Genomic DNA, 23,225 nt, shown 5'->3' with positions numbered 1-23,225 from the left:
TCAATGGACAACAGCCGCGCGGCCGATGCTCAGCCCAGTAGTGCCACCGACTTGATCTGCGCATACAGCGCCTGGCCCGGATGCAGGCCAAGCTGGTCGGCGGAGAAGCGGGTGATGCGTGCGAGCAACGCGTTGCCACCGGCGTCCAGGCTCACCAGCACGTGCGCGGGGTTGTCTGCCGAGCACGCTTCACGCACCCGCACCGGCAAGCGGTTGAGGATGCTTGAGGTCGCGTCTGCCGCCAACGCCAGGCTCACGTCACGGGCCTGGATCTTGACCCGCAGGGTGGTGCCCATGCTGTGCGCCGGGTGGGCAATGCGCAGTACCGGCCCGGCACTGCCGGGCAGGCGCAGGTCGAGCAGGTCGTAGTGCGGGTCGTGGCCGACCACCATGCCCTCGAACACCACGCCCGCATCCTCGCCCTGGGCCAGCGGCAGGTCGAGGCGGGCGAGGGTTTCGCCGATCGGCCCACTGGCCATCGCCCGGCCCTGCTCCAGCAACACCAGGTGATCGGCCAGTCGCGCCACTTCGTCCTGGGCATGGCTGACATACACCAGCGGGATGTCCAGCTCGTCGTGCAGGCGTTCCAGGTAAGGCAGGATCTCGCGTTTGCGTGGCCCATCGAGTGCGGCCAGAGGCTCGTCCATCAAAAGCAGGCGCGGGCTGCTGAGCAGCGCGCGGGCGATACCCACCCGCTGCGCCTCGCCGCCGGACAAAGTCGCTGGTCGGCGTTCGAGCAGGTGGCCGATGCCCAGCAACTGGCAGGCCTGGTCGAGGCCTACCTTGCGCTCGCCGGCGGCAATGCGGCGCCAGCCGAACTCCAGGTTGCCGCGCACCGACAGGTGCGCAAACAGGCTGGCCTCCTGGAACACGTAGCCCACGGGGCGCAGGTGAGGGGCCTGGAAATAGCCCTGGGAGCTGTCTTCCCAGACTTCGCCGTTGATTTCAATGTAGGCCTTGGCCGCCCGCTCCAGCCCGGCCAGGCAGCGCAACACCGAGGTCTTGCCCGAGCCTGAGTGGCCGAACAGCGCGCTGATGCCGCGACCGGGCAGTTGCAGGTCGACATCCAGGGTGAAGTCGTCGCGCGCCAGTTGCAGGCGCGCCACAATCGATCCGCTCATTTCAGCTCCAGCCGGTCTTGCCGCGGCGCCCCGCGTACAGCAGAAGCAGCACCAGGAACGAGAACACCAGCATGGCACCGGCCAGCCAGTGGGCTTGCGAATACTCCATGGCCTCGACGTGATCGAAGATCTGCACCGAAACCACACGGGTCTTGTCGGGGATATTGCCACCAATCATCAGCACCACACCGAACTCGCCCACGGTGTGGGCGAAGCCGAGGATGCTGGCGGTGACGAAACCGGGGCGGGCCAGCGGCAGCACCACATGGACGAAGGTGTCCCAGGGGCTGGCGCGCAGGGTCGCGGCCACCTCCAGCGGGCGCTGGCCGATGGCGGTGAAGGCGTTCTGCAACGGCTGCACCACGAACGGCATGGAATACACCGTCGAACCGATCACCAGGCCCGTGAAACTGAACACCACCGTCCCCAGCCCCAGGGCTTGGGTGGCTTGGCCAATCCAGCCGTGCGGGCCGAGGGCGATCAGCAGGTAGAAGCCGATCACGGTCGGGGGCAACACCAGCGGCAGGGCCACCACCGCGCCCACCGGCCCGCGTAGCCAGGAGCGCGTACGCGCCAGCCACCAGGCGATGGGTGTGCCGACGACCAGCAGGATCAGGGTGGTCAGGCTGGCCAGTTTGAGGGTCAGCCAGATCGCACCCAGGTCACTGGGGTCCAGTGGCATCAGAGTTCATAACCGTAGGACTTGATCACCGCAGCGGCTTTCGGGCCTTTCAGGTATTCCACCAGCGCCTTGGCAGCGGCGCTGTCTTTGCCCTTGTTGAGAATCACGGCGTCCTGGCGGATCGGGTCGTGCAGGTTGGCCGGCACGATCCAGGCCGAGCCACTGGTGACTTTGCCGTCCTTGTAGATCTGCGACAGGGCGACGAAGCCCAGCTCGGCATTGCCGGTGGATACGAACTGGAAGGCCTGGGTGATGTTCTGGCCTTCGACGATCTTGCCCTTGGTGGCTTCGGTGAGCTTCAGCTTTTCCAGCACCTGGGTGGCGGCCAGGCCGTAAGGCGCGGCTTTCGGGTTGGCGATGGACAGGTGTTTGTACTCGTTCTTCTTCAGCACCTCACCCTTGGCGTCCACGTAGCCTTCCTTGGCCGACCACAGCGCCAGGGTGCCGATGGCGTAGGTGAAGCGCGAGCCGGGGACGATCTCTTTTTCCTCTTCCAGCTTTTTCGGGGTGCTGTCGTCGGCGGCCAGGAACACTTCGAACGGTGCGCCGTTCTTGATCTGGGCGTAGAACTGCCCGGTGGCGCCATAAGCGGCAACCAGCTTGTGGCCGGTGTCATTTTCGAAGTCTTTGGCAATGGCCTGGATCGGCGCGGTGAAGTTCGCAGCGACCGCGACCTGGACCTCGTCGGCCCAAGCGCTGTTAAGGGTAATCAGGCTGGCGAGGGCAGTGGTGGCCAGGTAGGGCAAGCGGATACGCATGAACAACTCCTTGGGGTGGTTATCGTTATGGCGTGAACTATATAGCGATAGGCCATTTGCCGGGAAGGGGCTGAACAGGAAGGATTTGCCGGTGGCAGCGGCATGCCAGACAGCGCACCGCCACAGGCCGGGCGCTTTACCGTTTGAGCTGCGCCAGTGCGCGTTCGGCAATTTCACGGGTCAGTTGTTCGGCAGGCATCGCCTTACCCAGGCGCAATGCCTGCCCTGACCACAGGTTGGTGAAATCGCTAATACCTTGAGGGTCGGTAATCGCCCGCAGCGGCATCAGCGCGCCACCGGCAAGTGGAAAGCGTGGCGCCAGGTCACTCATCGGCCCCAGCTCGCGCATGATACGGTTGTTGATGCCCCGCGCCGGCCGCCCGGTGAACAGGTTGGTCAGGGCGGTGTCGCTGGCAGGCGCGCTGTCCAGTGCGTGGCGATGAGCTGCGCTAACCTTGGCTTCCGGGCAGAACAGGTAGGCGGTGCCGAGCTGCACCGCACTGGCGCCCAGCGCCAGCGCCGCGAGCAGGCCACGGTGGTCGCCGATGCCGCCTGCAGCGATCACCGGCAAGCGCACGGCGTCGACAATTTGCGGCACCAGCGCGAAAGTGCCGACCTGGCTGGTGATGTCGTCGCTGAGGAACATGCCGCGATGGCCGCCGGCTTCATAGCCCATGGCGATGATCGCATCGCAGCCGTGGGCTTCGAGCCAGACCGCTTCTTCCACCGTGGTGGCGCTGGACAGCACCTTGGCGCCCACCGCCTTGACCCGCTGCAGCAGCGCGGCCTCAGGCAGGCCGAAGTGAAAACTCACCACTTCCGGGCGCATCTGTTCGACCCGCTGGCAGCTCCCCTCATCGAACGGGGCGCGGTTGGAGACAGGCGTAGGCGCGTCGAAATCGGCACCCACTTCCAGGTAGTAGGGCTTGAGCGCCTGCTTCCAGTGCGCGGCACGTTCTGCGTCTGGCGCCGGGGGCTGGTGGCAGAAGAAGTTGAGGTTCAGCGGCCGCCCAGGGCAGGCTGCGCGAAAGGTTTCGATCTCGCCGTGAATCTGCTCGCTGGTGAGCATGGCGCAGGGCAGGGCGCCAAGCCCGCCGGCCCTGGCCACGGCGATGGCCATGGCCGAACCGCTGGCCCCGGCCATGGGCGCCTGCAGCACGGGCAACTCGATGCCCAGCAGATCGAGAATACGACGGTCGGGCCAGTTGCTCATGCGGTTCTCCTTGCGCGCAGTTCGGGTTTTACAGTGCCTTGCTGACCTGGATGTCGCTGATTTTCTCGGCGTCCTCGCCGTGGATCTTGCGCAGCGCTTCAAGCGCCTGATCCTGCGATGCATCGGGCATTACCGCGAAATCCCAGCGGCGCTGGCCGTCGAGCTTGTACTTGATGACGTATTTGGTCTGGGTCATGGCGGGCATTATCCGAGTTTCGACGACGAGCGACGGATGATCTTGATCTTGTGGGTCAAGGTTGGCTTGCGCGTTACCGAGATCGGGCGGGTGGTCACGGTATCGATGGTGATGTTCCAGAAGCCGGTGCTGGGCACGGTGATCTTGGCCGGGAAGCGTTCAAAGTGGCCGCCGTGGTAGGTGTGCCGGCCGCCATTCTTGAAACTGCGGAAGTTGGCGTCGTTCATCAGGCGGATGTTGCAGCGCTGGGAACACTCGATGACGACAATGTCATCCTCGTTCAAGTGCTCGCGCTGGTGTACGAATTTCATGGGGTGCTCCGCAAAGTCTGGTTCTGCAAAGCCGAACGATACCACGATGTCGCGAGCGGCTGGCGCACCGGTTGACTCGGGCGCAGATAAATCTGCCAAAGCAGGGAGCAAAACCGCCTGGCTGTTGTCAGATCGGATTCTTGACAGCAGAGGTGCGGCAAATGAAGTGGATGTTAGCGGCGTTGGCCTTGGCGCTGGGGGGATGTGTCAGTGTTTCGGAGCTGGAGCAATCCCACGAAACCTTGGATGTGATCTCTGGCAAGACGCCGCGTGAATATGCCGACTGCATCAAGCAGCACCTGGCCGATACCCGTGGCTCGCTGGTGGAAGAGAAGCGCGGCGACGGGTTGCGCCTGATCGTGCCGCAGAAGCTGACGGCGGGCAGCGGCCCGGCAGCACTGGTGGACATCGACAAGCGGGGCAGCGGCAGCAGCATCAAGCTGCACGAGCGGTTGAACAACTTCCCGCTGCGCCTGGGTGATGTGCGCACGGCGGCGACCAAATGCATCTCGGGCAGTTGATCTGGGGCAAGTAATCCGCGCTTAACGAGCCATTTACCGGCCCTTGGCCGGTGAGAGCGTTGTTGCGAATTCCGTTACGCGGCTAGTATCCATTTGCTTATGTTTTTTAAGCTTAAGCTTATAACAAAAGAAATGGAGTTTCGTGATGACCCCGATGAGTCGAGTCGTGATCAGCAGCTTGCTGATCCTGGCCTGGCCCACGGCGCACGCCGCCGATGGCCAGAAGATCTTCACCCAGGGCGGGGCCAACCCCGCTGCCATGGCTTGCATGAGCTGTCACGGCCCGGACGGCAAAGGTATTGCTGCTGCCGGGTTCCCGCGCCTGGCGGGCCTGCCGGCCGGCTACCTGAGCAAGCAATTGCAGGACTGGCGCAACGGCACGCGCAAGCAGCCGGTGATGGAACCGCTGGCCAAGGCCCTGACCGACGCTGAAATCAGCGCCGTCAGCACCTACCTCGCCAGCCTGCCCAGCGCCCCCGCACCGGATCACCGCCGGCAACAGATTGCCGACAACCCCACCGCACGCCTGGCCCTCTATGGCGACTGGAACCGACAGATACCCGGCTGCGTGCAATGCCATGGCCCCGGTGGCAGCGGCGTCGGCGAGCACTTTCCGCCCTTGGCAGGGCAGCCTGCGCCTTACCTGATGGCGCAACTCAACGGCTGGCGTGATGGCAGCCGCAGCAACGACCCCAACCAGTTGATGGTCGGTGTGGCCAAGGCCATGACCGATGCCGAGGTCAAGGCGATCGCTGAGTACTTTGCCAACCCCGCCGGCACGGAGGTCAAGCCATGAGAGCACTGATGCCCACCCTGTTGTTCGCCGCCATCGGGAATGCGCAGGCCGCGCCCATCGCCATGGAAGACCAGTCCCAGCTCCAGGTGCCAGGCGTGCAGGCCGCCCCGCAGTTCACGCCGCCGGCCGAGAGCGAGCTGCCGGACAACGCCTTCGGCAAGATGGTCCGCGAAGGCCATGCGCTGTTCGTCGATACCCGCCGGCTGATGCCCGAGGCGGTTGGTAATGGCCTCAACTGCAGCAACTGCCACCTCGATCAGGGTCGCCTGGCCCACTCCGCGCCGATGTGGGGCGCCTACCCGATGTACCCGGCCTATCGCAAGAAGAATGACAAGGTCAATACCTATGCCGAGCGCATTCAGGGCTGTTTCCAGTTCAGCATGAACGGCAAGCCGCCGGCCGCAGACAGCCCGCAGATGACCGCGTTGTCGGTGTATGCCTACTGGCTGTCGACCAAGGCGCCTACCGGTGTGGAAATCGCCGGCCGCGGTTATCCCGATGTGCCACAGCCTAAGGGTGGCTACGACTTCAAGCGTGGGGAGCAGGTGTACCGCGAGCAATGCGCGATCTGCCATGGCGACAATGGCGAAGGGCAGAAGGTGGCCGGTGACTACGTGATGCCGCCCTTGTGGGGCAAGGACTCCTACAACTGGGGGGCCGGCATGCACCGCATCAACACGGCGGCGTCGTTCATCAAGTACAACATGCCCCTGGGCAAGCCCGGCAGCCTGAGCGATCAGCAGGCCTGGGACGTCGCCGCCTGGGTCAACCGCCACGAGCGACCGCAGGACCCGCGCCTGGTGGAAGGCTCGGTCGAGAAAACCCGGTTGAAGTTCCATGCCAACGATGGCGTCAACCTGTATGGCCAGCAGCTCGAGGGTGTGCTGATCGGGCGTGGCACCGGCAGTTGACGGCCTGCACCCTGGCGTGGCGCCGCCCCTTGCCGACGGAGGGGCTGTGCCTGCCGGCTGTCTTTGTTGCGGGTAATATTTACGATCCGCCGGAACTATCTACACTGGGTTATCTCTATGTTGGCACCGGTCGGCCACAGGCGGGGGCATTGTAAGGTGACTGCCGCCTGATTAGACTGCGCCGAATTCCACAGGCCCAGCCTTTGTTTAAGGACGTATATGATCAAAAAATGCTTGTTCCCGGCAGCCGGTTACGGCACCCGCTTCCTGCCTGCTACCAAAGCCATGCCCAAGGAAATGCTGCCGGTGGTCAACAAGCCACTGATCCAGTATGGCGTTGAAGAGGCGCTGGACGCCGGCCTGAACGAGATCTCCATCGTCACCGGCCGCGGCAAGCGCGCCCTGGAAGACCACTTCGACATCAGCTACGAGTTGGAAAACCAGATCAAGGGCACCGACAAGGAAAAATACCTGGTCGGCATCCGTCGCCTGCTCAACGAATGCTCCTTCTCCTACACCCGCCAGACCGAAATGAAAGGCCTTGGCCATGCCATCCTGACCGGCCGTCCGCTGATCGGCGACGAGCCGTTCGCCGTGGTCCTGGCTGACGACCTGTGCGTGAACCCGGAAGGTGACGGCGTGCTGACCCAGATGGTCAAGCTGTACAACCAGTTCCGCTGCTCGATCATTGCCATCCAGGAAGTCGACCCGCAGGAAACCAACAAGTACGGCGTCATCGCCGGCGACATGATCCGCGACGACATCTTCCGTGTGACCAACATGGTCGAGAAGCCGGCTCCGGAAGACGCGCCGTCGAACCTGGCGATCATCGGTCGTTACATCCTGACCCCTGATATCTTCGACATCATCAAGAACACCCCACCGGGTAAAGGTGGCGAGATCCAGATCACCGACGCGCTCATGCAGCAGGCGCAGAACGGCTGCGTGATTGCCTACAAGTTCAAGGGCCAGCGTTTCGACTGCGGCGGCGCCGAAGGCTACATCGACGCCACCAACTTCTGCTTCGAGAACTACTACAAGACCGGCAAGGCGTACTGATTCGCCACGCCCGGTTGAAAAAGCCACCCTTCGGGGTGGCTTTTTTGTTTGCGGCTGCCAACGGCGGTATGCTGGGCGCCAGCCAAGGAGACTGAATACATGGCCTACGATTTTGATCTGTTCGTGATTGGTGCCGGTTCCGGCGGTGTACGTGCGGCGCGTTTCGCCGCGGGCTTCGGTGCGAAAGTGGCGGTGGCCGAGAGCCGCTACCTGGGTGGCACCTGTGTCAACGTCGGTTGCGTGCCCAAGAAACTGCTGGTGTACGGCGCCCACGTCGCCGATGAGCTGGAGCAGGCAGCCGGTTTCGGCTGGACCCTCGAAGAAGGGCATTTCGACTGGGGCACCCTGATCGCCAACAAGAACCGCGAGATCGAGCGCCTCAATGGCATCTATCGCAACTTGCTGGTCAACAGCGGCGTAACCCTGCTGCAGGGCCATGCACGCATGACCGGCGCCAACGAGGTGGAGGTGGACGGCCAGCGCTACAGCGCCGAACACATCCTCATTGCCACCGGTGGCTGGCCACAGGTGCCGGACATTCCGGGCAAGGAATTGGCCATCACCTCCAACGAGGCCTTCTACCTCAAGGACCTGCCACGTCGGGTACTGGTGGTGGGCGGTGGCTACATCGCGGTGGAGTTTGCCGGCATCTTCCAGGGCCTTGGCGCTGCGACCACCTTGCTGTACCGCGGTGACCTGTTCCTGCGCGGTTTCGACGGTTCGGTGCGCACCCACCTCAAGGAAGAGCTGGAGAAGCGCGGCCTGGACCTGCAGTTCAACGCCGACATCCAGCGTATCGACAAGCTCGAAGATGGCAGCCTCAAGGCCACCCTCAAGGATGGCCGTGAGCTGGAGGCCGACTGCGTGTTCTATGCCACGGGCCGGCGCCCGATGCTGGACAACCTGGGGCTGGAAAACACCGGCGTCGAACTGGACGAGCGCGGCTTCATCCGGGTTGACGAGCAGTACCAGACCACCGCGCCGTCGATCCTGGCCATTGGCGATGTGATCGGCCGTGTGCAGCTCACTCCGGTTGCCCTGGCCGAAGGCATGGCAGTGGCGCGTCGGTTGTTCAAGCCCGAGCAGTATCGCCCGGTCGACTATCAGAACATCCCGACCGCCGTGTTCAGCCAGCCGCCGATCGGTACCGTCGGTCTGACCGAGGAGCAGGCGCTGCAAGCTGGGCACAAGGTGCAGATCTTCGAGAGCCGCTTCCGTGCCATGAAGCTGACCCTCACCGACATCCAGGAAAAGACCCTGATGAAGCTGGTGGTGGATGCCGAGACCGACAAGGTGCTGGGCTGCCACATGGTTGGCCCCGATGCCGGCGAGATCATCCAGGGCCTGGGTATCGCGCTGAAAGCGGGTGCTACCAAGCAACAGTTCGACGAGACGATCGGTGTGCATCCGACCGCAGCCGAAGAGTTCGTCACCCTGCGCACGGTCACCCGCTGACGAGAGGGGAGGAAATATGGCCTCGGTTAAATGGGGTCATGTTTCCTACGGCGGCTTTACCTGTTTCGCTAGGCTGACTGTTGAGTCATCCTACATTTTTGCCTAGTCACCTTATTGATACTGCATCCCGCCGCGCAGAGCGGTTGCAGCCCGGCAGCCATTGCCGGGCTTTTCCATCAGTATGACAAGGTGACTATGAACACTTTCTCGAAGTCCTTGCTTGCAAGCAGTTGTACCCTGCTGTTCTGGGCTCAGGCAGCACAGGCCGATTTCGGTCAAATCAGTTTCGATGGCCGTATAATGGCGCCCACCTGCGTGGTCAACGGAGGTAGTGGCGACCTGCCGGTTTCGCTGCCGGAGGTGAACGCGTCGCTGCTGGCGCGCCCGGGTCAAACCGCTGGCCTGACGCCTTTCCAGTTGAACCTTTCCAGCTGCGCACCTGGCGTCACCCGGGTGTCAACCTATTTCGAACCGGGCGCGACGATCAGTCCGGAAGGTCGCCTGATCGTGGACGACGGCGGTAGCGAGAATGTCCAGCTGGAGTTGCTCAACGACTCGCAGGCGCCCATGAACCTGGCGGCGCCCAAGGGCAGCCAGAATTCTCAGCAGGTTCCCATCGTCGGTGGCAGCGCAACGTTGCGTTACTCCGCCCGTTACTACTCCACCGGCGGGACCACGCAGGGCCTGGTTTCAACCCGCGTGCAGTACTCGCTGGACTACCTGTAACACCTTTTTGAAGGCAGCCCGGCAAGGGCTGCCTTTTCTTCATGTTCCTGAGTTCGAATATCATGCGTCCGTTCTTCAACGCCTTGCGGCGGGGAGTGCTGCTGGCTGCCTGCCTGGCATCGCCTCATCTCGCCGCCAACGTGGTCATTGCCAACACCCGCGTAGTCTTTCCAGCTGCCCAGTCCGAAGTGACGGTCAAACTCAGCCATGAGGGAACCACGCCATCGTTGGTTCAAGCCTGGGTCGACGATGGTCGCCCGCAAGCCCAGGTGCAGGATCTGCAGGTTCCGTTCAGTGTAATGCCGGCCATGTTCCGCCTGGATGCCGGAAAGGGGCAGAGCCTGAGACTGTTCCAGGAAGGTGATGGGATGCCCGCCGACCGCGAAAGTCTCTATTGGCTCAACGTGCTTGAAGTGCCGCCAAAGGGAGCGGGCAATTCCCTGCAGGTGGCATTGCGCTCGCGCATCAAGTTGCTGTACCGGCCCGATGGCTTGCAGGGCAAATCCGTGAATGCTCACCATCGGGTCTCCTGGCAGTGGCTGCAGGAAGATGGGCAATGGACGTTGCAGGCCAGCAATGCCAGCCCCTTCGTGGTCAACCTGGCCAGTTTGACGCTGCTCCAGGATGGACGGGCTGCGGTGTCCCTGGAACCTGATCACGTGCTGCCGTTCGCCAGCGCGCGCTTCAAGGTCGAGGGCATGCCCAGCCAGGCAGCCGCTCGACTGCGTTATGCCTTCATTGATGATTACGGTGCCGCGCGCGAGGCGCCGGAAGCGGTGAACGTGCGTTTGGCAGACTGAGGCGCGTTGCATCATGTGTTTCACGAACATTGTGCGAAGGCGCCATATGGCCGCATGCGTGTTGAGCGGATACCTCGCAGGCCCTGCCGCTGCGATCGAGTTCGACCCTGGGCTGCTGCGAGACGGCACATCGGTCGACCTGCGTCGCTTCGAGCAGGGCGCGACAGTGCCCGAGGGTATCTACACCCTCGATGTGACAGTGAATCAGCAATGGATGGGGCGCCACCGAATGCCCCTGAGCGTGCAGGAGCAGCACCAGGCGCCGACGCCCTGTTACAGCGAGCCACTGCTGTTGAAGTTGGGCGTGGACACGCAACGGCTGAGCCGCGAGGTGCGCGAGCGACTGCAGCAGAAGGAAGCCTGCATCGCGCTGGTTGAAAGTGTTTCGGCTGCCAGCGAGTCGCTGGATTTCGGCAACCTGCAGCTGGACCTGCAGATCCCGCAGCAGGCGCTGTTGCGTCTGCCCAGCGGATACCTGCCACCGGAAAACTGGGACAGTGGCGTAACGGCTGCCTTCTTCGACTATCGCCTCAATGTTTACGAGCAGCATGACCTCGAACAAGACCAGACCACCCGTCAGACCTACCTGGGTGTGCGCGCGGGGTTCAACAGCGGCCGATGGTACTGGCGCCATGAGGGGAGCTGGCAGGCGTCCACAGGTATGCCTTCGCGTTACCAGCCGGTAGCCACTTCGGTGCGTCGGGATATTCCTGCCTGGTCCGCTCAATTGACGCTGGGCGACGGTTACAGCGGCTCGGAGGTGTTTGAAGGCAGCGCCATGCGTGGCGTATTGTTGGGCAGCGACCAGCGCATGCTGGCGCAGGAGCAGCGTGGTTATGCACCTGTGGTCAGGGGCGTTGCCAACAGCACCGCGCTGTTGAGTATCCGCCAGCGCGGCATGCTGTTGCATGAGTCGACGGTGGCACCGGGGCCGTTTGAAATCGATGACCTGTACGCCAGCGGTCTGAATGATGACCTGGAGGTGACACTGCGCGAGTCGGATGGCAGCGTCAGAACCTTCTTCCTGCCTTATCAGACAGCACCGCTTGCACTGCGACCGGGCGCCAAGCGTTTCGAACTGGCCAGCGGCGTGTGGCGCGAGGCGCAAGGGCGATCGGGCCCAGGTTTCGTAGAGGGTAGCTGGCAGCAAGGGCTGGACAACCGCTTCAGCGTGCACGGTGGTACCTGGGTCGCCGAGGATTACCTGGGTAGCGCCATGGGCGTGGCCATCAACACCGGATTTGGTGCACTGGGGCTGACCGGCTATCACGCAAGCGCCACGCTGGCTCGAGATCAACAGGTGCGAGGCCAGGCCTGGCGTTTGAGCTGGCGCCAGCGCTTGAGCACGACCTCAACCGACCTGAGCGCGTCACTGACTCGTAGTGAGGGGCCAGGGTATTACAGCTTCAATGATTATGCGCGTGTACGCGGCGGTGCCCGCCTCGACTCGCTCGATTGGCAGGCGGGCCTGGGGCTCGATCAGCAGCTGGGTGAGCGGGGCGGGCGCTTCAACCTCAGGGCCAGTTTGCGTCAGAGTCGGGCTGGCCGCAGCAGTGACAGTTACTCGGTCGGATACAACAACAACCTCGGTTCGCTCAGCTACGGCATCAACCTGAACCGCGAACTGCGTGCAGCAAGGGCGCCCATCAATACCCTGACGGTCAATGCCAGTATGCCCTTTGGCGAGCGGCGCCGGTCTTCGCTTGCTACCGCACTCAACAGGGATTCACAAGGAAAGGGCAGCTCCAGTGTTCGCTGGAGTGGTACGGCGGGGGACCATGGGCAATGGGGGCATGGCCTGGCGCTGGTGCACCAGGAAGGTGAGCGGGCCAGCAGTGGCTTCGATGCCAACTTGCTCCACCGGGGGGCGAAAGGTGAGTTCAGTGGTTCATTGTCGAGCCGCCGTGGTTATCGCCAGGCTACGCTGGGGGCGCAAGGTGCCTTGGTCGCCCACCAGGGCGGCGTTCTCGCGGCCCCACCCTTGGGCGAGAGTTTTGCCATTGTCCATGCTCCAGGTGCCGATGCTGCGCACATACGCCAGCACCCTCATGTGAAGCTCGATCGCCGTGGCTACGCGGTCGCCCCCTCGCTGTCGCCTTACAGCGTCAATACGATCGAGCTCGACCCCAAAGGCATGTCGCGCGATACCGAACTGCTGCTGGCCGCACAGTCGGTGGTGCCGCATGCCGGCGCAGTGTCGCTGCTGCATTTCCCGACACGCAGTGGCCGTCAATTCACCTTGCACGGCCGTTTCGACGATGGCGGAGCCTTGCCGTTCGGTGCGCAAGTCCTCGATGCGCAGGGCAATGAGCTAGGCATGGTCGGGCAGGGCAGCCGGCTGCATGTACGCTCGAATGCCGATGCGGGCACGCTCGAGGTGAAGTGGGGGGATGAGGACGATGAGCGCTGCTCGATCGTCTATGAGCTCTCCGCTGATCAGGTGCAGGCTGCCCATCTGTGCACGGGCGAAAAGTCGTAGGAATCAAACAATCTATCGAACAGAAATGCTTATAGCCAAAACCAATCATGAGCATGAGGTTTGCCAATGAGCCTTAATGGCGACCAGCGGTTAGGATTCTCTCCGTCAACTGATTTCAACCCCATGAAGGAGCGTCTCTCATGCCTATCATCAACAGCCAGGTCAAACCGTTCAACGCCACCGCCTTCCACAACGGCGAATTCGTTCAGGTAAGCGAAGCGGACCTGAAGGGCAAGTGGTCTGTCGTGTTCTTCTACCCGGCCGACTTCACTTTCGTCTGCCCGACCGAACTGGGTGACCTTGCTGACAACTACGCCGAGTTCCAGAAACTGGGCGTGGAGATCTACGGTGTATCCACCGACACCCACTTCACCCACAAAGCCTGGCACGACACCTCGGACACCATCGGCAAGATCAAGTACCCGCTGATCGGTGACCCGACCCACGTCATCTCGCGCAACTTCGACGTGTTGATCGAAGAAGCCGGCCTGGCCGATCGCGGTACCTTCGTGATCAACCCGGAAGGCCAGATCAAGATCGTCGAAATCAACGACGGCGGTGTAGGCCGTGACGCCAGCGAGCTGCTGCGCAAGGTCAAGGCTGCCCAGTACGTCGCTGCCCACCCAGGCGAAGTGTGCCCAGCCAAGTGGAAAGAAGGCGAAGCTACCCTGGCGCCATCGCTGGACCTGGTCGGCAAGATCTGAGGCCATGCACCCGTCGCGGGCGGTGAGCAGCCGCCACAGCTGAAGTACTCACTGCCCCGTCAAACGCCCGGGCGCTATCGCCTGGGCGTTTTTGTATCCGAAGTTTGAAAAAGGAATCGCCCGTATGTTGGACGCCACGCTTAAATCGCAACTGAAAACCTACCTGGAGCGGGTCACACAGCCGATCGAGATCGTAGCCTCCCTCGACGACGGCGCGAAGTCTCGCGAACTGCACGACCTGCTGGTGGAAATTGCCGGCCTGTCGAACCTGATTACCCTGCGCGCGGACGGTGATGACGCCCGTCGTCCATCGTTCTCGCTCAATCGCCCGGGGGCGGATATTAGCCTGCGCTTTGCCGGTATCCCCATGGGCCACGAATTCACCTCCTTGGTGCTGGCGCTGCTGCAAGTCGGCGGCCACCCGTCCAAGGCCAGCGCCGAAGTGATCGAGCAGATCCAGGGGCTGCAAGGCGAATTCACCTTCGAGACCTATTTCTCGCTGTCGTGCCAGAACTGCCCGGACGTGGTCCAGGCGCTGAACTTGATGGCAGTGCTCAACCCCAACGTCCGCCACGTGGCCATCGACGGCGCGCTGTTCCAGGACGAAGTCGAAAGCCGCAAGATCATGGCGGTGCCGAGCATCTACCTGAACGGCGAAGTGTTCGGCCAGGGCCGCATGGGCCTGGAAGAGATCCTCGGCAAGATCGACACCAGTGCGGGCAGCCGCCAGGCCGAGAAGATCAACGCCAAGGACGCCTTTGACGTGCTGGTGGTCGGCGGTGGCCCAGCGGGTGCTGCGGCAGCGATCTACGCAGCGCGCAAAGGTATCCGTACCGGTGTCGCAGCCGAGCGTTTCGGCGGCCAGGTGCTCGACACTCTGGCCATCGAGAACTTCATCTCGGTGCAGGAAACCGAAGGGCCGAAACTGGCCACGGCGCTGGAAGAGCACGTCAAGCAGTACGACGTCGACATCATGAACCTGCAGCGCGGCGAAGCGCTGATTCCGGCCACTGACGGCGGCCTGCACGAAGTGCGCCTGGCCGGCGGTGCCTCGCTCAAGGCCAAGACCGTGATCCTGGCTACCGGTGCCCGCTGGCGTGAGATGAACGTGCCGGGCGAGCAGGAATACCGCGCCCGTGGCGTGGCCTACTGCCCGCACTGCGACGGCCCGCTGTTCAAGGGCAAGCGCGTAGCGGTGATCGGCGGCGGCAACTCCGGCGTGGAAGCGGCCATCGACCTGGCCGGCATCGTCGCCCAGGTGACGCTGATCGAGTTCGACAGCCAGTTGCGCGCCGACGCGGTGTTGCAGCGCAAGTTGCACAGCCTGCCCAACGTCAAGGTCATCACCCGCGCGCTGACCACCGAGGTGGTGGGCAATGGCGAAAAAGTGACAGGACTGCGCTACAAGGACCGCGCCACGGATGAAGTGCACGACCTGGCGCTGGAAGGCATCTTCGTACAGATCGGCCTGCTGCCGAACACCGATTGGCTCAAGGGCACGGTCGAGCTGTCGCCGCGTGGCGAAATCATCGTCGATGCCAAAGGCGCGACCAACATTCCTGGCGTGTTTGCTGCCGGTGACGTGACCACGGTGCCGTACAAGCAGATCGTCATCGCGGTGGGTGAGGGGGCCAAGGCATCGCTGGCTGCCTTCGACCACCTGATTCGGACCTCTGCTCCGGCGTAAGCCTGCATTGGCCCCATCGCCGGCAAGCCGGCTTTCACAGGTACAACACTGGCCTCAAGGGTTGTGGAGTACCTGTGGGAGCCGGCTTGCCGGCGATGAGGTCATTACAGACGGAGGGTGTCTATGATTACAGCAGACCCTCTCAGGAATCCCCTCATGACCCTGATCAGCCGCGAACCCTGGTGGCTAGTGCCACCCAAGCCCGGGCAGAAGGAGCAGGACCTGCACTGGGGCTACCTCGAGATCTACGCCGACGGCCGTACCGTGTTCGTCGACCAGCGCCCCAGTGACAAGGAGCTGGCCGAACGCAAGAGTTGCCGCAACTTCCCCGAACCGGAACTTTGAACGGCTCAGCCTTCGAGTTCGGCCAGGCGCGCCTCCAGCGCTGCAATCCGCGCTTCCAGGGCTTCGATGCGCTCTTCCGATACACCACCGCCGCTGCTGCGGGCGCCACCTTCCTGCTGGCGTGCAGCAAGGATTGCCTCGATCTCCGCCGGGTCACCCAGCGCATGGGTGTAGCGGTCTTCGCGCTGGCCGGCCTGGCGCGGCAGGTGCAAGGCCAGGCCGCGGGAGATCAGGCGCTCCAGCTGGTGCTGGATCTGTTCGGTGTCGTCGAAGTCGTGCAGGCGGTTGCTGCGGGTCAGCAGTTCGTTGAGGGTTTGCGGGCCGCGCAGGAACATCAGGCCCATCAGCACAAGCTGTGCTGGCACCAGTTCCAGGGCCTTGTCCACCCGTTGCTCCCAGCGGTCGGCTCGGCTGCCCATCTGCAGGCGGGTCATGTGCTGGCCTTCGAGGGTGCGCAGGGCCTGGCCGACCTGGCCTTGGCTCAGGTTCATGACGGGTTCGCGGCTGGTTTTCTGGTTGCAGGCCAGGACCAGGGCATTGAGGGTCAGTGGATAGCTTTCCGGGCTGGTGGCCTGTTTTTCGATCAGCGAGCCGAGAATGCGGATCTCGATACTGCTGAAGCGGCCTTCACCTGCGGTTTCGTGTTCTGACATGGCCCAGTCTCATTGCGAGGAAAAGGCCCCTAGCGTAGGTAAAGCGCCTGGCTTAAGCAATCACTGGGCTCATTGCCCGCTTGCCGGCGAAAGGGCCGCAAAGCGGCCCCAGCATCCTCAAGCGCCGCGCCGCTCTTCAGCCTGGCACGCCGCCGCAGTAAACAGCACATCGGTCGAAGAGTTCAACGCCGTCTCCGCCGAGTCTTGCAACACGCCGATGATGAAGCCCACCGCCACCACTTGCATGGCGATCTCGCTAGGAATGCCGAACAGGCTGCACGCCAGCGGAATCAGCAACAGCGACCCACCCGCAACGCCCGAAGCACCGCAGGCGCAAACCGCCGCGACCAAGCTGAGCAGCACGGCGGTTGGCAGGTCGACCGCAATACCCAAGGTATGCACCGCCGCCAGGGTCAGCACGGTGATGGTGATCGCCGCGCCGGCCATGTTGATGGTCGCACCCAGCGGGATCGACACCGAGTAGGTGTCTTCGTGCAGGCCCAGACGCTCCGAAAGCGCCAGGTTGACCGGGATGTTGGCCGCCGAGCTGCGGGTGAAGAACGCCGTGATGCCGCTCTCGCGCAGGCACAGCAGCGTCAGCGGATACGGGTTGCGGCGAATCTTCCAGAATACGATCAGCGGGTTCATCACCAGCGCCACGAACAGCATGCAGCCGATCAGTACCGCCAGCAGGTGCAGGTAGCCGAGCAGGGCGCCCAGGCCCGACTGGGCGAGGGTGGAGCTGACCAGGCCGAAGATGCCCAGCGGCGCGAAGCGGATGACCACGCGCACGATTAACGTTACACCGTTGGACAGGTCTTCGACCACTTTACGGGTAGTGTCGCCGGCGTGGCGCAAAGCCACGCCCAGGCCGATGGCCCAGGTCAGGATGCCGATGAAGTTGGCCTTGAGCAGGGCGTTGATCGGGTTGTCCACGGCGCTGAGCAACAAGTTCTGCAGCACCTCGGCGATGCCGCCTGGTGCGCTGAGCGTGGCCTCGCTGGTGCTGAGGGCCAGTTGCGAGGGGAACAGCATGCTGGCCACCACGGCGACCACCGCTGCCGCGAAGGTGCCCAGCAGGTACAGCCAAAGGATCGGGCGAATGTGGGTTTCCTGGCCGTGGCGATGGTTGGCGATCGACGCCATGACCAGGATGAACACCAGCACCGGCGCGACGGCCTTGAGGGCGCTGACGAACACCTTGCCGAGGAAGCCCAGGTCGCGGGCGATGGCCGGCGCCAGCAGGGCTAGGGCGATACCGGCGACCAAGCCGATGACGATCTGGGTCACCAGGCTGGTACGGTTGAGGAGGCGGAAAACAGGGGTCATGTGCAGCGCTGTCTCGATAGCGTGAAAGGGCGCGACTTTACCATAGACCTTAGTAGGTAAGTTCCGACCCTTGTGCAAGGAATGCCCGCGAAATGGCCAGGCTCATCACCAATGGAACAGCTCCCGTCGCGCACCCTCCGTAATTGCCACGATCCCTGGATGTTTCACCTTGCGTTCCACCGAAATGGCATAGAACGACTCAAGCACCGCATCCGTCTGCCCAATCAGCTCGACGCCGTATTGCCGGCACACTTCCTCGGCAATCACGCTCGGCGCCACGAAAATGCCGCTGCCGGACTGGCCGAATGCCTGCATCAAGGCACTGTCGTCGAACTCGCCAATGATTCGCGGCTGCACCTGTTGCTCGCCCAGCCACCGCAGCAGACGGCTGCGGACCACGGTTTCCTGCCCGGGGATCAGCAATGGGGCATCCTGCAGGCAGGCGGGGAAGGCGCCGGCATGGCGCTGGGCCAGGGTGGGGGTGGCGAAAAAGCTCAGGCCGCATTCACCGAGCTTCTGGCTGTAACCCTTGATATCCAGGTGAGTAGGCATCGGGCTGTCGGAAATCACCAAGTCCAGGCGCTGGATCGCCAGGTCTGCCAGCAGGCGCTCGAGCTTATCCTCGCGGCAGTTGATGCGCAGCACATCGTCCAGCTCCATGGTCGGTGCCAGCAGGCGATAGACGATCGACTTGGGCACCACGTCGGCGACGCCGACGCGAAACAGAATCTGCTCCTGCGGGCCGGCCCGCAGCATGGCCTCCAGCTCGCCGCCGATCTGGAACATCTGCTCGGCATAGACCAGAGCCTGGCGACCCGTTTCGGTCAGCTCAAGCTGCCGGCCGACGCGCTGGAACAGATCCAGGCCATAAGTCTGCTCGAACAGGCTGATTTGCCCGCTGATGGTTTGCGGGGTCAAATTCAGCTGCTCGCTGGCACGGGCGATACTGCCAGTCTTGGCCACGGCCCAGAAGTAGTGGAGCTGGCGGTAATTGAGCATGCCATTCTCGATTCGTAAAAACCGAAGTATACACGCTGAAAAAACGAATTTTCCGGATGTGTTAGGGCATCTAGAATGCGACCCCATCAGGCGCGTTGCGCGCCGCACGGATATCGACAAGCGAGGACCTCATGTTGCAACTCAAATCCATCGGTACTCCGCTGGTGCTAGCCTTGGCGCTAGTGAGCCTAGCGGGCTGCGATCAGGCCGAGAAGTCTGCCCAGCAGATGCTCGACCAGGCCGCCAAGTCGGCCAAGCAGGCCATCGATGACACCAACAAGGCCGCCCAGGAGGCCCTGAGCGATGCCATCGGCAGCGAAGGGCAGAAGCCCAAGCAAGCCGAGCCGCAAGAAAAGACCCAGGACATCTGAACCAGAACCGTTTGCAGGATTGAAACATGGAATATTTGCTGGAACTCGCCGCAAGCCCCACCGCCTGGGTTGCCCTGGCTACCCTCGTGGCCATGGAAGTGGTACTGGGTATCGATAACCTGATCTTCATCTCGATCCTGACCAACAAGCTGCCGCTGGAGTACCGCTCCAAAGCGCGGCGCATCGGTATCAGCATGGCCCTGGTGATGCGCCTGGCCCTGCTCAGCACCGTGGCCTGGATCGTGCAGTTGACCGACCCGGTGTTCGAAGTGTTCGGCAACGCCTTCTCCTGGAAGGACGTGATCCTGATCGCCGGTGGCCTGTTCCTGCTGTGGAAGGCCACCAAGGAAATCCACGAGAACGTCGACCCGCACGGGGCCAAGGAAGAGGCCAAGGTCTCGTCCACGGTCACCCTGGGCTTTGCGGCGGCGATCTTCCAGATCCTGCTGCTGGACATCGTGTTCTCGGTCGACAGCATCATCACCGCCGTGGGCATGACCGAGCACCTGCCGATCATGATCATCGCCGTGATTACCGCTGTGATCGTGATGATGGTAGCCGCCGACCCGCTGGCCAACTTCATCAACGACAACCCGACCGTGGTGATGCTGGCCCTGGGCTTCCTGATCATGATCGGCATGACCCTGATCGCCGAAGGTTTCGGTGCTCATGTGCCGAAGGGGTACGTGTATGCCGCGATGGCCTTCTCGACGGTGATCGAGATCCTCAACATCCTGGCGCGACGGGCACGGCTCAAGCGTGAGGCGGCTGAGGGGTGATGTGATACGGGGGGCGCTTTGCGCCCCTTTTGCCAACCAGTCGGTTCCCACTGAGGCCCCCAGTGTCTTTGTGAGGGCTGAGTTTGCAAGTACTGCCTGAATCATGAAGCACTCGACGTATTATCCAGTGCCCCGCTCTTGAGCCAGGCCATGAAGGCGCGATCAAACTTGAAAGCATCCCCGCACTCACTCACCAGAAACTGTCGCACTTTCTGCGTGTTGCGGGTAAGCAATGCAAAATCAAAGTGCGGCCTTGATGGGCCGCACGCTTGTGTGACGGGTTAGTTATTGCTGAAGAATGAACGTCGCCAGCGCTTTCAGATCATCCGCTTTCAACTGCGCAAACGCCGGCATGGGCACATTGCCCCACTTGCCAGCGCCGCCTTGCTGAATACTGGCCGTCACTTTCTCCAGTGCCTGCGCATCGCCGGCATATTTGGCGGCCACCTCGTGATAAGACGGGCCGACCACCTTGTGATCAAGGGCGTGGCACGACAGGCAGGCATTGTTCTGTAGCAACGCCATGGCATCGCTTTTTGCAGCAGGCACTGCCTCAGCCTTCGCTGGATGAGAGGCCGTTTGCACCGCAGCGTCACTTGCCTGGGCAGTGCCGTAGGTGGTCGCCAGGTAGGCGCCGATGATGCTCACATCTTCATCACTGATCGGCGCGCCGTACGTGTTTTTCATCTTGCTCGCTTCTGCCGTCCACTGTTCCAGGCTCATGCCTGGCGGTTGGAAGTTGATGTAATCGGCAGAATGGCAGGTCGAGCATTTCTGTTGCGCCAAGGCATAACCCGGCAGTGTACTGGGTTTGAGTGCAGCCGTTTCCGGCGGCAATGTGATCGACATGGGCGCTGCCTGCGCCATGGCAATCCAGCAAGCCGGCGTTGCAAAGAGCAGGGCGGCCACGAACTTCATGCGATTCATGCTGCCTCCCTCAGGCAATGGTGACGTGGGTGCATTCCACGACGTTGCGACGGTAGCCGCCGGGATTCCAGTCGGCGCGAAGTGGCTGGGTTTCCCCTGCGTTATTGGAAGCTCGCACCAGCAGTTGCGTCGCGCCTCGGTGGGCGAAGTTGATCAGCAGTGTCCATTCACGGAAGGAAAAGCGGCCGAGGTCCTGCCCAAGTGCGGCTTCGCGCCACTGCTTGCCACCGTCGATCGACACTTCCACTTTGCTGATCCCTGCGCCGCCATCAAAGGCGATGCCCTTGAGCACAACGGAGTGCTTCAGCGGCAACACATCGTTGTGGCTGACGCTGGTGATGAAGCTGCGCACAGGCAACTTGGCGATCGGTCGCGTCTTCGCCGGTGTGGTACCGGGCGCGACGCACAGGCAGTCGTTGTCGGGTAGACGGTAGCCCTTCGCCATGAAGAACCCTTCGTAAGTGTGGTCGAGCACTTCGATCTCACTCAGGTGCTTGACCCAATAGGTGCCGAAATAGCCAGGTACCACGAGGCGAATGGGGTAGCCGTTGAGGAAGGGCAATGCCTCGCCGTTCATGGACCAGGCAATCAAGGGCTCGCCGTTCATGGCGTGGTCGATGTCCAAGGCCTTGATGAAGTCTGGCGTGCTCGCAAGCACCGGCTTGTCGAGGCCGTCGAACGTCACCTGTTTCGCGCCGGCTTTCACGCCTGCCTTTGCCAGCACCGTCTTGAGCGGAACGCCCAGCCAGCGGGCGTTGCCCATGGAACCATTGCCCAGTTGGGCCCCGAACACGCGTGGCATCGAGAACGCTCGGCTGTTGCCCGAGCATTGGTTCACGGCCACTACCTCTATCGTCTCACCAAGTGCCTTGAGTTCGGCGAGGGAGAGTGACAAGGGGGTATCGACCGCGCCTTTGATCGTCAGGCGGTAGGTATCCGGGTCAATGCTGGTGGGAAAGTTGGCCAGGTGGTAGCGGACAAAGAACGCGTCATTCGGGGTAATGGCGCCCTCGTTGAAGACTCGGAACGGCGTTTCGAGATGGGGAGGGCGAGTGGTTACCAACGTCAGCGGTCGCTTCTGCGGGTATTGCACCAAGGGCCGCGGGCCGGCGGCAACACTGACGTCCTCGGTGGGTTCCTCGGCGGCCTTGGCCAGGCTGATCAATGGGCTGGTCGCCACGGCGAGGGCGAAGCCATCGCGCAGCACACGCCGGCGGCTGAGGTGAGCGCTATCGATAAAGCTGAGTTTCATCCTGAATTCCCTTTGATTGCTTGGGCTGCGCTTGATTGCCTCCGGCCAGGGATCAGGGGCGCGCATCCGGCTTGAAGGCGTCAGTATCCAGATGTGCCGCCAGGGTGCTTTACATTCGACGTCATTGACTTGGCAATCGATGACAATGGCAGTCGTTATGCTTAAATGAGCGGCTTGTGAAAGGGATATTTCCAGGAAGGGAGAACGCTGATGTTGGCTGTAGGTATTGGTTTGCTTGCGGTGGGTTTGGGCACTTCGAACCCAGGAATCTGGATACCGGGTGCGGCCTTCATGGTCATTGGCGCAGCGAAGTGCATGCGGGCCTGACAGGCAGCGGGGGCCGCTTTGCGGTCCATCGCGACACAGGCCGCTCCTGCATCACCATTGTATGGGGCGACCGTCCCAGGCCCAGAAGCCACCGCTGTCGGATGGGCCTAGCCGTTCTATCTGTTCGAGCATGCATTGGGCTGCAAACGCGGGCTCGAACAGCTTTCCTGCTGGAACATTGGCTTGAAACGGACGCGACAACACTGTGTCGGTCGTGCCAGGGTGCAGCGCCAACACCGTTGCCGCTGGGTTCAGTCGCCGCAGTTCGATGCTCGCTGTATGCAGCAACTGATTCAGCGCCGCCTTGCTCGCCCGGTAGCTGTACCACCCGCCTGATCGATTGTCGCTGATCGAGCCAACCCTGGCCGACAACGCTGCAAAAGTCGCGGGCCCTTTGCGCAAAAGCGGCAGCAGATGCTTGAGCAGCAGTATCGGCGCGAATGCGTTGGTCGCGAAGCTCGCCTGCAGGCTGGCCAAGTCGAGTTGCGCTAACGACTTCTCCGCCCTGGCACCTTCCTGATGAAGAATGCCCAAGGTACTGATGACCAAGTGAAGATGATGGCAGGAACAGCCGACCTCGCTCGCAAGCGCTGCGAGTGCATACTCGTCACAAGCATCGCAATCCATCAGCGCAATGCGCTCACCTTGTTGCTTGGCGAGTGCCACGAGCCCGTCATCGTGGCTGGCGTTACGTGAGACTGCCCACACCTGGGCGACATCATCGCGGCTCGACAACGCCGTGCACAAAGCCAACCCAATACCCCGGCTTGCACCGCACACCAGCACATTGGCCTTGCCATTCAGTTCGGGAATCAGGGGCATCT

General features: G+C 62.6%; 26 protein-coding genes. 13 read left to right on the top strand and 13 right to left on the bottom strand.

From position 1 onward, the window contains the following. Positions 1 to 29: 29 nt before the first annotated feature. The 6 genes from modC to KU43P_RS16860 all read right to left on the bottom strand — a co-directional run bounded on the left by modC (position 30) and on the right by KU43P_RS16860 (position 4,281). Complete coding sequence (gene modC, locus KU43P_RS16885) at positions 30 to 1,121, bottom strand: molybdenum ABC transporter ATP-binding protein (RefSeq protein ID WP_317658519.1); 1,092 nt, start codon at positions 1,119 to 1,121, stop codon at positions 30 to 32. 1 nt (position 1,122) lies between these two features. Beyond that, positions 1,123 to 1,803 (bottom strand): molybdate ABC transporter permease subunit, encoded by a 681-nt coding sequence (gene modB, locus KU43P_RS16880; protein WP_317658517.1) that lies wholly within the window; start codon positions 1,801 to 1,803, stop codon positions 1,123 to 1,125. After that, positions 1,803 to 2,561 carry a molybdate ABC transporter substrate-binding protein gene (modA, locus tag KU43P_RS16875; RefSeq protein ID WP_317658516.1) on the bottom strand — a complete coding sequence of 253 codons (759 nt, stop codon included), beginning with the start codon at positions 2,559 to 2,561 and terminating at the stop codon, positions 1,803 to 1,805. The genes modB and modA overlap by 1 nt, the downstream gene beginning before the upstream one ends. A gap of 136 nt (positions 2,562 to 2,697) precedes the next feature. Next, positions 2,698 to 3,774, bottom strand: a complete 1,077-nt coding sequence (locus KU43P_RS16870) for an NAD(P)H-dependent flavin oxidoreductase (protein ID WP_317658514.1) — start codon at positions 3,772 to 3,774, stop codon at positions 2,698 to 2,700. Positions 3,775 to 3,802: 28 nt separating this feature from the next. Continuing rightward, a complete protein-coding gene (locus tag KU43P_RS16865; protein WP_317658513.1) occupies positions 3,803 to 3,970 on the bottom strand; it encodes a hypothetical protein in 168 nt (55 codons plus the stop codon). 8 nt (positions 3,971 to 3,978) lie between these two features. After that, entirely contained in the window at positions 3,979 to 4,281 is a 303-nt protein-coding gene (locus tag KU43P_RS16860) for a DUF1883 domain-containing protein (RefSeq protein ID WP_008090281.1), read from the bottom strand. Between the two features lie 161 nt (positions 4,282 to 4,442). Here KU43P_RS16860 and KU43P_RS16855 point away from each other — a divergent pair, with 161 nt between their 5' ends. The 11 genes from KU43P_RS16855 (at position 4,443) to KU43P_RS16805 (ending at position 15,764) form a co-directional block, all read left to right on the top strand. After that, positions 4,443 to 4,802, top strand: a complete 360-nt coding sequence (locus KU43P_RS16855; protein ID WP_317658511.1) for a hypothetical protein — start codon at positions 4,443 to 4,445, stop codon at positions 4,800 to 4,802. Positions 4,803 to 4,947: 145 nt separating this feature from the next. Next, positions 4,948 to 5,598: a c-type cytochrome gene (locus KU43P_RS16850; RefSeq protein ID WP_317658509.1), complete on the top strand. Its 651-nt coding sequence runs from the start codon at positions 4,948 to 4,950 to the stop codon at positions 5,596 to 5,598. Continuing rightward, positions 5,595 to 6,509 (top strand): c-type cytochrome, encoded by a 915-nt coding sequence (locus KU43P_RS16845; RefSeq protein WP_317658508.1) that lies wholly within the window; start codon positions 5,595 to 5,597, stop codon positions 6,507 to 6,509. The genes KU43P_RS16850 and KU43P_RS16845 overlap by 4 nt, the downstream gene beginning before the upstream one ends. Before the next feature lie 219 nt (positions 6,510 to 6,728). Beyond that, positions 6,729 to 7,568 carry a UTP--glucose-1-phosphate uridylyltransferase GalU gene (galU, locus tag KU43P_RS16840; RefSeq protein WP_317658507.1) on the top strand — a complete coding sequence of 280 codons (840 nt, stop codon included), beginning with the start codon at positions 6,729 to 6,731 and terminating at the stop codon, positions 7,566 to 7,568. Positions 7,569 to 7,667: 99 nt separating this feature from the next. After that, a complete protein-coding gene (gene gorA, locus KU43P_RS16835) occupies positions 7,668 to 9,023 on the top strand; it encodes a glutathione-disulfide reductase (RefSeq protein WP_317658505.1) in 1,356 nt (451 codons plus the stop codon). A 195-nt stretch (positions 9,024 to 9,218) separates the two neighbouring features. Further along, positions 9,219 to 9,749 carry a fimbrial protein gene (locus KU43P_RS16830; RefSeq protein WP_317658504.1) on the top strand — a complete coding sequence of 177 codons (531 nt, stop codon included), beginning with the start codon at positions 9,219 to 9,221 and terminating at the stop codon, positions 9,747 to 9,749. 62 nt (positions 9,750 to 9,811) lie between these two features. Then, positions 9,812 to 10,549 carry a molecular chaperone gene (locus KU43P_RS16825; protein WP_317658503.1) on the top strand — a complete coding sequence of 246 codons (738 nt, stop codon included), beginning with the start codon at positions 9,812 to 9,814 and terminating at the stop codon, positions 10,547 to 10,549. 58 nt (positions 10,550 to 10,607) lie between these two features. Continuing rightward, entirely contained in the window at positions 10,608 to 13,028 is a 2,421-nt protein-coding gene (locus KU43P_RS16820) for a fimbria/pilus outer membrane usher protein (protein WP_317658502.1), read from the top strand. 140 nt (positions 13,029 to 13,168) lie between these two features. Next, complete coding sequence (ahpC, locus tag KU43P_RS16815) at positions 13,169 to 13,732, top strand: alkyl hydroperoxide reductase subunit C (protein WP_008090543.1); 564 nt, start codon at positions 13,169 to 13,171, stop codon at positions 13,730 to 13,732. A gap of 124 nt (positions 13,733 to 13,856) precedes the next feature. Next, complete coding sequence (ahpF, locus tag KU43P_RS16810; RefSeq protein ID WP_317658501.1) at positions 13,857 to 15,419, top strand: alkyl hydroperoxide reductase subunit F; 1,563 nt, start codon at positions 13,857 to 13,859, stop codon at positions 15,417 to 15,419. Positions 15,420 to 15,575: 156 nt separating this feature from the next. Beyond that, complete coding sequence (locus KU43P_RS16805; RefSeq protein ID WP_317658500.1) at positions 15,576 to 15,764, top strand: hypothetical protein; 189 nt, start codon at positions 15,576 to 15,578, stop codon at positions 15,762 to 15,764. Positions 15,765 to 15,769: 5 nt separating this feature from the next. On the opposite strand, the gene KU43P_RS16800 is transcribed toward KU43P_RS16805, so the two are convergent. The 3 genes from KU43P_RS16800 to nhaR all read right to left on the bottom strand — a co-directional run bounded on the left by KU43P_RS16800 (position 15,770) and on the right by nhaR (position 18,745). Further along, on the bottom strand, positions 15,770 to 16,417 hold the full coding sequence (locus KU43P_RS16800; protein ID WP_317658499.1) for a YceH family protein: 648 nt from the start codon (positions 16,415 to 16,417) through the stop codon (positions 15,770 to 15,772). Positions 16,418 to 16,534: 117 nt separating this feature from the next. After that, positions 16,535 to 17,746, bottom strand: coding sequence for a serine/threonine transporter SstT (gene sstT, locus KU43P_RS16795; protein ID WP_317658498.1), 1,212 nt, complete (start codon positions 17,744 to 17,746; stop codon positions 16,535 to 16,537). Positions 17,747 to 17,851: 105 nt separating this feature from the next. After that, positions 17,852 to 18,745 carry a transcriptional activator NhaR gene (gene nhaR / locus KU43P_RS16790; RefSeq protein ID WP_317658497.1) on the bottom strand — a complete coding sequence of 298 codons (894 nt, stop codon included), beginning with the start codon at positions 18,743 to 18,745 and terminating at the stop codon, positions 17,852 to 17,854. Positions 18,746 to 18,876: 131 nt separating this feature from the next. On the opposite strand from nhaR, the gene KU43P_RS16785 reads away from it, so the two are divergent. Then, entirely contained in the window at positions 18,877 to 19,116 is a 240-nt protein-coding gene (locus KU43P_RS16785) for a hypothetical protein (protein WP_317658496.1), read from the top strand. Positions 19,117 to 19,142: 26 nt separating this feature from the next. Beyond that, positions 19,143 to 19,895: a TerC family protein gene (locus KU43P_RS16780; protein WP_054903585.1), complete on the top strand. Its 753-nt coding sequence runs from the start codon at positions 19,143 to 19,145 to the stop codon at positions 19,893 to 19,895. Positions 19,896 to 19,996: 101 nt separating this feature from the next. Here the strand turns inward: KU43P_RS16780 and KU43P_RS16775 are convergent, their stop codons facing one another. The 4 genes from KU43P_RS16775 to KU43P_RS16760 all read right to left on the bottom strand — a co-directional run bounded on the left by KU43P_RS16775 (position 19,997) and on the right by KU43P_RS16760 (position 23,223). Continuing rightward, on the bottom strand, positions 19,997 to 20,128 hold the full coding sequence (locus KU43P_RS16775) for a DUF6434 domain-containing protein (protein WP_317658494.1): 132 nt from the start codon (positions 20,126 to 20,128) through the stop codon (positions 19,997 to 19,999). A gap of 52 nt (positions 20,129 to 20,180) precedes the next feature. After that, positions 20,181 to 20,822, bottom strand: coding sequence for a c-type cytochrome (locus KU43P_RS16770; RefSeq protein WP_317658492.1), 642 nt, complete (start codon positions 20,820 to 20,822; stop codon positions 20,181 to 20,183). Positions 20,823 to 20,832: 10 nt separating this feature from the next. Next, positions 20,833 to 22,074, bottom strand: coding sequence for a molybdopterin-dependent oxidoreductase (locus tag KU43P_RS16765; RefSeq protein WP_317658491.1), 1,242 nt, complete (start codon positions 22,072 to 22,074; stop codon positions 20,833 to 20,835). A gap of 378 nt (positions 22,075 to 22,452) precedes the next feature. Then, the gene (locus tag KU43P_RS16760) at positions 22,453 to 23,223 is read right to left on the bottom strand and encodes an SDR family NAD(P)-dependent oxidoreductase (protein ID WP_317658489.1); all 771 of its coding nucleotides are present in this window, start codon (positions 23,221 to 23,223) and stop codon (positions 22,453 to 22,455) included. Between the last annotated feature and the right edge of the window lie 2 nt (positions 23,224 to 23,225).

The organism is Pseudomonas sp. KU43P (assembly GCF_033095865.1).
Classification (GTDB): domain Bacteria; phylum Pseudomonadota; class Gammaproteobacteria; order Pseudomonadales; family Pseudomonadaceae; genus Aquipseudomonas.
This window is presented reverse-complemented; position numbering and strand designations above follow the sequence as displayed.